Raw genomic sequence first — 12,548 nt, 5'->3', positions numbered from 1 at the left:
ACGTACAACCAGAATGGCAAGGAGGCTGCTTTGTCTGCCCCATACCGTGGCCTGATCTTGGACTTTGGCGGTGTGCTCACTACCCGCATGAGACTGAACGGCGAGGCATTCGAGAGGTCTGAAGGGCTGCGGCCCGGGGCGTACTTCCATGCTCTGAACGAGAACGAGGAAGGCGTTGCCGTCTACGCTGCTCTGGAAGTCGGCGAGGCTACCCAGGAGGACTGGAACCGCGTCATCGGCGGCATCCTTAACATTGACTCGACAGACCTGATGCGCCGGGCGCTTGCGAACCTGCACCCGGAACCGCAGATCGTCGCAGCAGCCCAGCGCGCCCGTGAGGCCGGCATCAAGGTGGCCATGCTGAGCAACTCATTCGGAATTGAGCCATACAACCCTTACGCGGACAAGGGAATGTGGAACGACTTCTTCGACGCCGTGGTCCTGTCGGAACTGGAAGGGGTACGGAAGCCGTCGTCACTCATATACCAGCGCGCACTGGAGGCCCTGGGACTGCCTGGCTCTGAATGCGTGTTCGTGGACGACCATGCCGATAACCTGCCCCCTGCCGAGGCCCTGGGCATCCGCACCGTGCACCACACAACTGACCCAGTTGCCACCGCGTCTTTCCTTAATTCACTGCTCCTCCACCGAACCCCGGCCTAGGGCAGGTATGTGGTGTCGCTGTCGCCACGCGATCCCGCCACCGTGGTCGACAGATAGCGGGCGGGTCCCGCATCCGTCGCGACTTCACCACGCAACTCAGGGGGATCCCACACGTGTACGAGCAGATCGACGCAGCGACGGCATTGCCCGCCTCTCTACCGTGTCCGTGGCACATCGACGTGGTTCAGGGTGCTGGGTCAGCGTGTTTCGGGCCTTGACCCCGGATGTTGAACACATCTATGCGGCTTGGGTCAGGGTAGTTGGTGCTGGTTGCAGGGCGTTCTCGTAGGAGATCGGGGATCGTTGACCGAGGCGGGAGTGCCTGCGTCGGGTGTTGTACCGGGTCAGCCAGCGGAAGGCTTCGAGCCTGGCCTCACGCTCGCTCGACCAGCCTTTGCGGCCCTTGAGCGTCTCTCTCTTGAAGGCGGCGTTGAAGCTTTCCGCGGCGGCGTTGTCCGCGCTGGACCCGATCGCGCCCATGCTCTGTCGGACCCCCGCTGACCTGCAGATTTCAGCGAAGGACCTGCTCGTGTACTGCGAGCCGTGATCGGTGTGGATCACAGCTCCGGTCAAGTTTCCGCGGGTCTTCTCGGCGGCCGTCAGGGCGTCGATGACGAGCTCGGCGCGCATGTGGTCGGCGATCGCCCACCCGGCCAGCCGGCGTGAGGCGAGGTCGATGACGGTCGCGAGGTAGAGCGGCTTGGCACCTCTGACCGGCAGGTATGTGATGTCGCCGACGTACTTCGTGTTCACCGCGGACGCGGTGAAGTCACGGCAGATCAGATCCGGCGCCTTCGCTGCGGCCTGGTCCGCAAGCGTGGTGCGGTGCCGGGGGCGCAGACGGACTCCCTCGAGCCCGATGGTCCGCGTGATCCTCGCGACGCGCTTGTGGTTGATCACCTGGCCGCCCTCGTCGCGGAGCTCGGCGGTGATCCTGGGGGCTCCGTAGGTGCCGTCGGATTCCTGGTGGGCCTTGCGTATCCGGGCCGCGATGCCGGCCTCGACGGCCCGCCGGGCCGCCCGTGCTGCCGCGGTGCGGCGCCAGTAGTAGAAGCTCGAGCGGGAGAGGCCGAGGATGTCGCAGAGCCGCTTCACGCCGTGACGACGCTGGTGGTCTTCAACGAACTGGTAGCGGTTCACCAGCGCGTCTCCGTCGCGAAATACCGGGCTGCCTTGCGGAGGATGTCACGCTCTTCCTCGAGCTCACGGATCCTCTTGCGGGCGGCGGCCAGCTCCGCCTGAACGTCGTCACCGCCGGTCCGGGCAGCGGCCGGCTGCGTCGAGTGGGCGCCGGGACGGCGCCCGTCGGCGGCCCGGATCCAGTTCCGCAGCGTCTCGGTGTTCACCCCGAGATCAGCGGCGACGGACTTGATCGTCGCTCCCGACCTCGACCGGTACAACGCGACCGCGTCCGCCTTGAACTCGGCGGGGTAGTGCTTCATCCCCACGGGGACTCCGTTCTCCTGGACCATCAAGATCCAAGTGTCTCCGGTGTCCAAAATCCGGGGTCAAGGCCCGACGTCGGCGAACCACCATCGGGGGGATCGGATCGCTCCAATCCGCCTCCTCACCGTCAAGCTGCGTGACCAGACTCCGGTTGCAATACACCGCCTCCAACCACCGCCGCCGGTCGAAACGCACTGTCACCGGCTCCCACCAAGTCATCCCCCGCAGGGAGAGCTCATCAGCCGGAAGCCCTAGTCGGCCTTGCGGCCCTACCTGCGGTAGCTCCTGCGAGCGCGAAGCCAGACCCAAATGCCTCCGAGAGCAGCGACTCCGAGAGCCTGGAAGACGGCAGTCGTACCCCCAGGCGCTCCCGACACTTTCGCTGCGGCGAGGATCCCCGCAAGGAGCAACCCGTACGGGAGAAGGAAGATGATCGTGCGACCGGTGGTGATGGGATTCATCGGGTGACTCCTATTCGCTCTTCGATGCTCGTGCAAGCAGACTTCGCCGATGGTGGATGCGTTTGAGGGCCTGTTCACTGCCGGGGACCGGGATCCTACCGAGGAGCGCCACGACCTGGGGAGCCGTCGAGAGGGCTTCGCCTGGCATCAGGCGGTGCCAGCAGCCGACACTGTTGCCCACGGCGCGGATCGTAGTGATGTGTTCAGGGCCCAGGTGCTGGTTCCAGGCTCTGGCCATGTAGTTCCAGCTCTCCCAACCGTAGCGATAGTCCTTGGCAAGCCAGGCGATGTCACCCCGCACAAGTCCGACGGACAGGGTATAGAGGTGGTCAGGGCCGTACTCTGCGGTTAAATCCGCTAGTAGTCGGTCAGCTTCACGCGCCGCTGCGGTGAATTTGTTGTGGTTGGCGGTCGCGCAGACTGCCTGGAGCGCGGTTCGGTATGGCTGCGGCAGTGGGGCATAGGGGCGACCGGGCGGGATTGGGTCCTCAATGGATGACCATGCCGGTTGCACCGATCCGGTTGTCGGCGCAGTTCGGCCTCCAGGTGAGGTTGTGGCATTTGCGGCTCGCGCGGTGACGGGTTGACTGGTCCCGTCTGGATTCACCTCGATGTCGGTGGTGTAGTCGGCTTGCTCGTCTCGAATGGTCGCGCGGACCGATATCTCCAGTGCGGCAGACTCCAGTTGGAGATGGGCGAGCACGGCCTCGTTGATTGAGACCCCTGGCGGGGCCGCGAAGTACTCGTCGTCGATGAAGCACGCCCCATCTACGGTGATGCGGACGTGGACGACATCGGACATGGTAAGGACACCTGCTTTCGGTGGTGAGTCAGATGGTGCTGTTGCCTCCTGCGCTGGGGAAGCCCGGCTGAGTCCAGCCGCGATAGCGCAGGCGCCACTTGCCGTCGGTTAGCTCTTTCCTGTCAACGATCGCGATCTTCCCTTCGCCCCGGTAGGTGTCGAGGATGTCGTTGCTGGCGACCTTGCCGCTTCCCAGGTAGAGGGCGACGTGGCCCGCGTACTCCCCGGTGTCGTAGAACAGGAGTGACCCTGCTGGTGGGTTGGCGTCACCAGGGTGCGCGAGACCCGCGTCGACGAGCCGGTTCCAGTGCACGTTGGCGGTCTCCGAACCGGAGAATCCGTAGCCGTACGCTTGGGCCACGAAGTTGTCGCACATGCGGTACCACCCCCGCTTGCCCGCTGTCTTGCGAGCGACGGCGGCGGCATGGGCAGCTGAACGAGGGTTTTTGACCGTGAACTTCGCCGCAGGATCGCTGCCTACACCCTCTGCTTCATCGCTCTCACAGCCGCTGGAGACCGAGGTCACCGCATGGGTGCCCCACGTTTTGGCGACCAGCGCACCCGCTGTCTGCTCCCACTTGGCGTACTCGCCTACCAGTTCTTTGGCTGGGCGCTGAACTGCGCCGGCGATCTTTGCGAGCGGTTTGGTCTGCCAGTCAGGGATTCCGGTAAGGGCGTCGTAGAATTTTCTCGCTGCGTAGATCGGGTCCGTCAACTGCGCAACGGTTCCCCACCCTTGGCTAGGACGCTGTTGGAAGAGCCCGACCGAGTCACGGTCCCCACCAGCCAGGTTGTTCAGCGTGGATTCCTGCATCGCGGTCGCGACCGCGATCACAGCCGCCCGGGGCGACAGCTTCCGAGTCCGGGCGACGTTGGTGATGCTCGAAGCGTTGCGGACCTGGCGGACTGACCACCGCGCGGGCGTTTGATGGCCTTCGGGGCGGAGCGGGATCACTACTTGTGAACCGGTAGGGCGCTCTACTCCCTCGAAGAGAACTGGCTTGCCACCCGCGACGTCTCCGATCTGGCCGTTCCCGAGGGGCTGGAGACCCTCGCAGGTCTCGGAACGGGCTTGCGCCTGACCAGTGGCCGCTGAGACGACGAGCACGCAGAGGGATACCACCGCCAGCCCCAACGCGAGGACGACAAGGGCGGTCTTCTTGACTGCGACCACCCCTTTCATCAACATATGTTTATGACTGCCTCCAGTGAACAGCACTCGGGGTGAAATGGCCAGGAGCTAGCCACCCGGTGGCGCCAGTAGGATGGCCGAACTTGCGCCACCGCAACATCCATCGAGGGCCACCGCGAGGCGAGTCACCCCCAGCCGGCATCCGCGCGCAACGCTATTCAGTAACCTGTATTTGACTGGGCAAATGCAGAAATAGGCGTGGAGCTCGGCAGCGTTCGCCCGATGCCCGCGACCGGGCCGCCGCCTGGATGCCACCCCCACAGAGCGATCAGGACGCACCCACCTCTGGCGTCAGATACTCTAAACACTTGTTGTCAAGAGTCAGTGTATGTAGCTTGTGTCGCGTGTGAACTCGTGCTCTATGTCAGCTCTGCGACGGGGAGAGAGGAGTGGCATGTCTGCTTCCCAGGAACTGGTGATTCTTGCCGCGAACGGAGACATCGGCAGTCTGGTCGACGGAGTCGCCCCCGATTGGGGGCCCTTCGCAGCACTTGGCGCTACCGCGCGCACGGTTGTGCAGGCGATCATGGCCGGTGTGATCGTGTCCCTGCTGGGCCGGGCGGCGCTCGGTGCCTTCCATATCAAAGTCGGTGAAGGCCAGCACGACACCGCCCAGGTGAGCAAGGGGAAGAAGGAAGTCGGTGGCAGCCTGATTGGCGCCTTCGCCGTCGGGTCCCTCGGCACCATCTTCACCATCGTCTACGGGCTGGGAATCTGATGGCGGCCAAGCCGCGCGGTCCGCGCGTGCTCGGCGGCGAAGATCCTGCTATCCAGTCGGGAGGCAAACCATGGTGGTGGGGAATGGCCATCGCGGCTGGCGTCTTCACGCTCCTGCTCGCCCTAGCCGTCGGGGTGCGGCTGTCCAACGGTGGCAGCGACAACGAGTCGGGTGGCTCGACGCAGACCGCCCCCGCCCAAAGCGCCAAACCAGGCAAGGGCGCACAGGGAGCCGGCGGCGACGGAGCCGTCAACGAACAGGAGCATGTCGACGGTGTCCCGGTGGGGTACCCGCGTTCCGAGGGCGGTGCCGTGCGGGCAGCGGTCAACTACCAGATCGCACGTTCGTCAGCGCGCTACTTCACGGACACGTCGACCCGCCGAAAGATCATTACAGCGATGGCGGCCACAGACTCGCGGGACCGGCTGCTCCGGAACGATGACGCGGGAATGAGGCAGGTCCTCCTCGCTCTCGGTGTCACGACTGACAACCAGAACGAGTTGGTGGCGCGCGCAGCGGCCATGGGCACGAAGACTGTCAGCTACTCAGACCAGGTTGCCACCGTGTCCCTCTGGATGACCGGACTCATCGGTGTGAGCGACAAGAGCGCGCCACTTCCGGTCTCCGCTTCCTGGACCACCTACACGCTGACCCTCCAATGGCAGAGCTCCGACTGGAAACTCGCGGCGATCAGTTCGGTGAACGGGCCCACTCCTCTCGACGACGGCGGAAACGAACCCAGCTCTGTCGAGGAATTCCGTCGGGCAGATGGGGACTTCAATGCGCCTCCCTATACGGGCTGAAGCGGGACACCGGATTCGCGTTCGGGTCCTCGGTATTGTGGGACTCACCACGACGCTGCAAGTGATGCTCAGCGCGGGGCAGACGGCTGAGGCTAACGACTTCAGCGATTGGACCTGCAAGAACGTTCCTTTCGCCGACAAGGTCTGCGGTGTCGTGGAGTCAACGAACAAGGCAGTCGACTTCATGAGTGACCCTCTGGGCTATATCGCCCAGTTCTTCAACAATGCCGTCACGAGCTTGTTCACTCAGATGATCAAGGCTCTCCTGTCAACGACATCCATCGATTGGCAGGATCCAGGGTTTCTCCGGGCGTACTCCATGGCCTTCGCTGCGTCCACGGTTCTGACCATAATTCTCTGGCTGTTGGCCGTGGCGAAACGTGCTGTCCAAGGGGTCCCGCCGTTGCAAGCCCTCGGCGAATCGATCGGCTTTCTGCTGATCTCAGTCACCGTAAGCGCCTTGGCCCCAGCAGGTATCGCGTACACGGTGAAGCTGTTCGATGAGGCGGCTGAGGCGATGCTCATGCCAGTGGCCTCGGACGCGGCCGACATGGTCTTCACGGTGACCACCGCCATGGGTGTGCTGATGTCAATTCCTGGTGGCTCGATCCTCGTCATCTTCCTCGCCCTGTCCCTCCTGACTGCAATCGCGGGTGTCTGGCTGGAGTTGATAGTGCGGAACGCACTGATCCTTGCCGGACTTGTTCTGGGCACGAGTGTCTTCTCCGGCCTGGTCGACAGAAGTCTGTGGAATCACGTTAAGCGCTGGGTCGGCGTTATGTGCGGAATCATCGCGAGCAAGTATGTGCTTTTCACTACCCTGAATCTGGCTTCTGGGATGCTCGTCAGCGATGCGAGCAGTCCCTCCGTGACACAGAGTTTCGCAACTGCGTTCACCGCGATCGCTCTCTTCTGGCTGGCCCTTTACCTTCCATTCCAGCTTGCGAAGTTCCTCCCTCTTGTGGGTGATGAGATCCAGGGCATGCATCAGGCCAAGGAAGGCATGAAGGGCAGTGCGCAGAACGTCGGCAGTCAGATGGGCGACAGCTTCGGCGAACTCAAGTCGCGTTTTGGGGGCGGCAGTGGTGGAGGGGGCGAGGGTGGTGACTCGGGCGAAGGGGGCGAAAGCCTGGGCGGAGGAGGCTCAGAAGCTGAGGTTGCTGAGGCCGGCGCAGCGGCCACTGGAGTCGGTGCCGCGGCAGTGGCAGCGAAGAAGGGCGTCGATTCCGCCAAAGAGCAAGGTGAGCAGGCAGTCGAGCAGGGCGTGGATGCGGCCAGCGGGTCTGCGGATGGCGCCTCCGGCACCCCGGACACCTCCGCTGGGAATGCCGGTGACAAAACCTCAGGAGGGGGATCGGGGAGTGGTGCTGCATCAGGCTCGGACTCGACTTCTCCAGCAGGCGGAGAGGCTGCGGCGGGAGAGGAGAGCAGTGCCGCGCCTGTTGGAGGCGGCAATGGTGCAACAGCCGCAGGGGGCGATGCCGAGCCTGCGCCACCGTCATCGTGGCCGCCCGCGGAGATGCCCCCCGAACAGCCCTCGGATGATCTCCCGCCGGCGGACGAGGACCCGCGATGACGCCGCCCACCACTGAAGGAGTCAGCTGATGGCCCGCACGTTCGTCTTCCCTCGTCCGAGGCCCCGGGGGCTACTCGGTCGCAAGTTGGAGGGCGACGAACAAGTCGTTCTCGCCGCAGGGCTTCTTGGCGGGCTTGTCCTCGCTTGGCTCGTCAGCAGCACCGTGCTCAAGGTGGTCTGCTTCGGTGTGCTGGCCGGGCCGTGTGCGTGGGCCGTTCTCGCTCCCTTTCGCGGACGCACCTTTCTCAAGTGGTTTGAGGTCACGCGTACATACCGCCGCCTGCTGCGGGACGGATCGCTGCTGTACAAGTCGCAGGCCCCGTATGCGGGCCGCTTGATCGCCGGGCGGCGGATGTCCGTTGACGTTCCTGCCGGAGTGCCCCGGGACATGGAATGGATCAGCGCGCGCACGGCCTTCGGCGAGATCGCGATCCTCCTCCAGCCGCACGAGCTGATGTTTACAGCGGCGATCGAGGTTGAGGCGATGCGAGACTTCGGATCGCTCGACACCGAAGACAAGGAATCGCTCATCCAGGCTTACGAATCCCTGCTCAAGGCCACGGCTGACGGAGGCGGCCGAATCCGCCGCCTTCAATGGATCGCACGCGTAATCCCGACCGATCCCAACGCGCACGCGCGGGACGCGGCCGCACGCGCCGACCCGAAGGCGCCCGCCTGGCTGGAAGTCTCGTACCAGGAGTTGATCCGACACGTCGCCGTCACGTCCGAGGATCGTCGCCTGATTCTCGTCCTCGGCATCCCGTACACGACGGACCTGGTCGCCGAGGCCCGACGCTACGACACCCTGCACGTCGGCTACGGCATCGCCCTCGGCAAGGAGCTGGAGAACTTCATCCGCCAGCTCTCTCGCGGCCAGTTGCGTCACGTGCGCAACCTGGACGAAGCAGGTCTGGCCTCGTATATCCACCACGGGTACGACCCGAGCCACTGGATCGACGACACAACGGGCATGGACCGCGTCACCTGCTGGCCAGCTGAGCTTGACGCCCGTGACCCGAGCCACCTGGTATCGCGTAGCTGGGAGACCTCCCCCGGCTGGTACTCACGCACCGCGTGGATCAAAGAGATGCCAGTCCTCCCCGTCGGAATCAACTTCATGGCACCCGTGCTGCTCTACGTTCAGGGTGTCGTCTTCACCGTCAGCGTGACGATGGACCTGGTGCCCACTGACCAGGCGATCACCGAGGCAATGGCAGACGCCACCAACGAGCTCGGGCAGGCCGACAAGCGCGCCGGAGTCATCGAAGACCCCCGCGAGCAGAAAGCTCAGAAAGCGTCGCTGGGGACCATGCACGAGATCGCCGCTGGAGCAGCAGGCATCCGCTTGGCCGCCTGGATCACCGTCACGGCCCCCGACGACGAAGCCCTTCGCCGGGACGGCGACACCGTCCGCAGTGCGGCATCCCGCTCAGGAATCCGCTTGGAGTGGACCGACAAGGAGCACTACCGAGCCTTCGCCAACACCTTGCCCTTCGCGGCAGGGCTCTTCCGGAACGGGAGCTGACGCGATGCTGGACATGCTGCGCTCCCAAACCCAGACGCGCCGTCGGGCCATCCGCTCTACCACCAGCAATGCCTGCGGCCTCTACCCGGCCGTCGGTGCGGCCAGCATGGACCCACGTGGCGTCATCATCGGCAGGGAGGCATACAGCGGCAAAGCTTACATTTACGACCCCTTTATCTTGTACGACCCGAAGGCCCGCGTACGCCTTCCCAGCGGGCATGCCCTGATCCTCGGCAAGTCGGGATACGGGAAGTCCGCGCTGGAGAAGACCTACGTTCTCCGTCAGCTCCGGTTCCGTGACCGGCACTTCTGCGTGCTGGACGCGCAGGGGGAAGACGGGACAGGCGAGTGGGACGGCATTGCCAAGGAGCTTGGCATCCAGCCCATCCGCCTCATCTACGGCAACGCGGACGGAGTCGACGGAGTCCGGATCAACCCGCTCGACCCCCGCATCCCGCCCGAGCACCAAGCCAAAGTCCTGGTGAGCATGATGGAGATCCTCACCGGCGGCCCCCTCGCCTCCCAGACCCGTTTCGCGCTCGCAGAAGCGCACAAAGCGGCGATCAGCAGGACCCGAGCCCAACAGCGCGTCGTGATCCTCTCCGATGTCCTCGACGCACTGACCGCGCCCAGTGAAGCACTGCTGGGCCAGCAGCCAGTCGGCCCGGAGGAGCTGGTGGCGTGGGGACAGCCTGCGGCGTTGGCGTTGGACGAACTCTGCAACCCTGACCGCGAACTGGCTGGCCTTTTCAACGGCCCCACGAGTAGCGGAATCGATCTCGACGCTCGCCTGATCGTTTTCGATCTGACGCGTCTGCCCCGCGAGGGGGAGGCAATGCCGCTACTCATGGCAGTCATCGGTCCGTGGATCAGATTTGGTTGGATACGGCCCGGCGACGACATCAAAAGGACTTTGATCGTTGAGGAAGCATGGCACATTCTGAGCCATCGTCCCGTCGCCAGACTCTTTGAGGAGTTGGTGAGATACGGAAGACGTCTGGGCCTGAGTTTCTGGGCAATCCTGCACCATCTCGCGGACCTTGTTCTGGAAGAGGCTCCTGAAGCTCTAGCCATTCTCAAACTGACAGCGACGCGTGTTCTCTACCATATGGATCGCGAGGAGGCGGAGACGACAGGCAACTATCTAGGCCTGACCGTCTGGGCCAGGCGAGCGTTGGCGGATGGAGCGAATGTCTGCGCGCCGGGTCGCGCGGTCTGGCAGGTCGGGTCGCGAATCAATCTGGTGGAACACGTCCGCACCCAGAGAGAGATCCGCCTCACGGACACCAACCGCAGGATGTCGGAATCCGATGACAGCGGAACTCAAAGCCCCCAGGCCCCGATGATCCGCCTGGCCAAGAGAGGGTCCGCATGATGCCCCAGGCGGTGACGCCGAAAACAGCCGCCCGACTTCGGCTCGGACGAGACGCTGTCTGGGTCATTCCCATGGTGGCGGCATTCATGCTCACCGCCGTGCTCTGGCTAACAGCGTTTCTCTCAGGGCTTGTCGCGCACGGGCGGCCAGCGGCAGTGGGTTGGGACTCGGTAGGCACAGCCGCATTCGCGGTCTTTCGCCAGCCCGGGAATCCCGACTCCGCGTGGCCATCCGATTCTGGAGTCGGGGGCCCCTGGGCTTTCTGGCCCTGCTTTCTGATTTCGCTTGGCGGATCGACTTTCGGCGCCTGGAAGGCCTACGGGTGGTGGAAGAACCGTGGCGCCGACGGGGCGGACGGTATGGCGACCCGTGCGGAACTGGAGAAAGCCATGGGCGAGAAGCAAGCCCTGGCACGCGCCCCGTCCCTGAGACCCCGGATGGCGGAATGGAATCCCAACATTTCGATCCGGGACGTTGCCGTCTACGCCGGACGCGCGACGCCTTCGGAGGTGCATCTTTGGGTGACCATAGAGGAATCCGTCATTCTCGTCGCCCCGCCCCGTGAAGGAAAGACGTCCCAGATCATCCTGCCCGAGATTCTGGAGTTCAAAGGCACAGTCCTGGCCACCAGCAGCAAGACGGATGTCCTCTACAACACCGCGCTACTGCGTGAAACCCGCGGCCCGGTCTGGGTGCTCGATCCGACCGGCCTGTCCGGCTGGCCCCATCAACTGCGCTGGCCGATCACCGCTGGCTGCGAGGACTACCAGGTTGCCCGCAAGCGAGCGGAAACTCTAGCAGCGACCACAAAGACCGAAGAAGGAACGAAGAATGGAGGCTACTTCGCACTCAACGCGAAGACACTTATCACCTGCTGGCTGCACGCCGCAGCCCTGCACAAGCGGCCGGCTATCGACGTCCTGCGATGGGCGACCGACCCTGATACTCGTGAGGCTGTCGACCTGCTGGCAGCCAAGGGCAAACACCTCTTGGCCGCGGCACTAGCCGGACAGCACGCAGCTGCTGAGGAGGAGCGATCCGCCACCTGGCGGACAGCTGAACAGTCCTTCATCGCACTCTATGACGAGAAAGTTGCCGAAATATTTGCCCCAGATGCCGATGTTGAGATCTTCGACATCGAGAAGTACCTCACCGAATCCGGCACTCTCTTCCTCATCGGCGAGGACGAAGAGGGCAGCGCCTTGGCCCCACTCAATGCCGCATTCGCCAAAGCCATGTTCGACACGGCCAAGAGAATCGCAGCACGCAGCCCCAATGGGCGCCTGGAAACTCCACTGGGTTGCTTTCTCGACGAGCTGGCAAATGTGGCTCCCCTGCCGGAGATCCCCAATTTGATGAGTGTAAGCGGATCTCAGAACATATTCGTCATGGCCGTCCTTCAAGGGTACGCACAGGCCGAAGACCGCTGGGGCCCCCTAGGCGTGCGGAAAATGTTCGCCAGCGGCACTTTGAAAATCTTCCTCGGCGGCATATCGGACCCGGAGGAACTCAAGTCTTACAGCTCTTTAGCCGGCGAATTCGATGAGGATGTCGAGTCCGTTTCCGATGACGGTGACCGGGTTTCAGTCTCCACATCTGTTCGGCGCAGAGCGGTCATCGAGCCAGCAGACATCCGTAAAGTTCCCGAACGGCACGGGCTGCTGATACACCGTCGAACGTCAGCCGTCCTCGCAGCGTTCGTTCGCGCTCACGAGGGTCCGCGAGCTGACGAGATCAAGGAGGCCACTCGCCGCGCACACGAAATGATCGCCAGCCGAACACGGTTGGCGAAAGGCCACACGATATGAGCAGCTCCCGGAAGACTGAACAACGCCCCGAAATTTACCATTTCGCGGAGTCAGGAACCCCGACGCATATTCACATCCCCAAGAGAACTCCATGCTCTTCCGGATTGAGTCTTCGCATGAGTGCCCGCAAGTATTCGAGCCTCCACAGGAAACGCTGAATCGAGGCACAGCAACGAGGT

The 12,548-nt window shown here is 63.7% G+C and carries 10 protein-coding genes; 7 read left to right on the top strand and 3 right to left on the bottom strand.

All coding sequences use genetic code 11. The annotated features are described in order from the left end of the window. Positions 1-30: 30 nt before the first annotated feature. Positions 31-663 carry an HAD family hydrolase gene (locus NBG84_RS10835; RefSeq protein ID WP_345780612.1) on the top strand — a complete coding sequence of 211 codons (633 nt, stop codon included), beginning with the start codon at positions 31-33 and terminating at the stop codon, positions 661-663. Positions 664-900: 237 nt separating this feature from the next. On the opposite strand, the gene NBG84_RS10830 is transcribed toward NBG84_RS10835, so the two are convergent. The 3 genes from NBG84_RS10830 to NBG84_RS10820 form a co-directional block, all read right to left on the bottom strand. Further along, positions 901-2,111, bottom strand: a protein-coding gene (locus tag NBG84_RS10830) for an IS3 family transposase (protein WP_250919174.1) whose coding sequence is annotated in 2 segments (ribosomal slippage) — positions 901-1,817 and positions 1,817-2,111 — 1,212 coding nt in all. Because the reading frame shifts where the segments join, the coding sequence is not laid out codon by codon here. 469 nt (positions 2,112-2,580) lie between these two features. Then, positions 2,581-3,372 (bottom strand): hypothetical protein, encoded by a 792-nt coding sequence (locus NBG84_RS10825; RefSeq protein ID WP_250919108.1) that lies wholly within the window; start codon positions 3,370-3,372, stop codon positions 2,581-2,583. Positions 3,373-3,400: 28 nt separating this feature from the next. After that, positions 3,401-4,555, bottom strand: a complete 1,155-nt coding sequence (locus tag NBG84_RS10820) for a hypothetical protein (protein WP_250919107.1) — start codon at positions 4,553-4,555, stop codon at positions 3,401-3,403. 403 nt (positions 4,556-4,958) lie between these two features. Between NBG84_RS10820 and NBG84_RS10815 the strand changes: the two genes are divergently transcribed. From NBG84_RS10815 to NBG84_RS10790, 6 genes are all read left to right on the top strand, one after another. After that, a complete protein-coding gene (locus NBG84_RS10815) occupies positions 4,959-5,282 on the top strand; it encodes a hypothetical protein (protein WP_250919106.1) in 324 nt (107 codons plus the stop codon). An 83-nt stretch (positions 5,283-5,365) separates the two neighbouring features. After that, entirely contained in the window at positions 5,366-6,085 is a 720-nt protein-coding gene (locus NBG84_RS10810; RefSeq protein WP_250919105.1) for a DUF8175 domain-containg protein, read from the top strand. Positions 6,086-6,122: 37 nt separating this feature from the next. Continuing rightward, positions 6,123-7,661 (top strand): hypothetical protein, encoded by a 1,539-nt coding sequence (locus NBG84_RS10805; RefSeq protein WP_250919104.1) that lies wholly within the window; start codon positions 6,123-6,125, stop codon positions 7,659-7,661. A gap of 28 nt (positions 7,662-7,689) precedes the next feature. After that, positions 7,690-9,186, top strand: a complete 1,497-nt coding sequence (locus NBG84_RS10800) for an SCO6880 family protein (protein ID WP_250919103.1) — start codon at positions 7,690-7,692, stop codon at positions 9,184-9,186. 4 nt (positions 9,187-9,190) lie between these two features. Next, complete coding sequence (locus NBG84_RS10795) at positions 9,191-10,561, top strand: ATP-binding protein (protein ID WP_250919102.1); 1,371 nt, start codon at positions 9,191-9,193, stop codon at positions 10,559-10,561. 389 nt (positions 10,562-10,950) lie between these two features. Next, complete coding sequence (locus tag NBG84_RS10790; protein ID WP_250919101.1) at positions 10,951-12,369, top strand: type IV secretory system conjugative DNA transfer family protein; 1,419 nt, start codon at positions 10,951-10,953, stop codon at positions 12,367-12,369. The last annotated feature ends 179 nt before the right edge of the window (positions 12,370-12,548 follow it).

Source organism: Streptomyces albipurpureus (assembly GCF_023701525.1).
Lineage (GTDB): Bacteria > Actinomycetota > Actinomycetes > Streptomycetales > Streptomycetaceae > Streptomyces > Streptomyces albipurpureus.
This window is presented reverse-complemented; position numbering and strand designations above follow the sequence as displayed.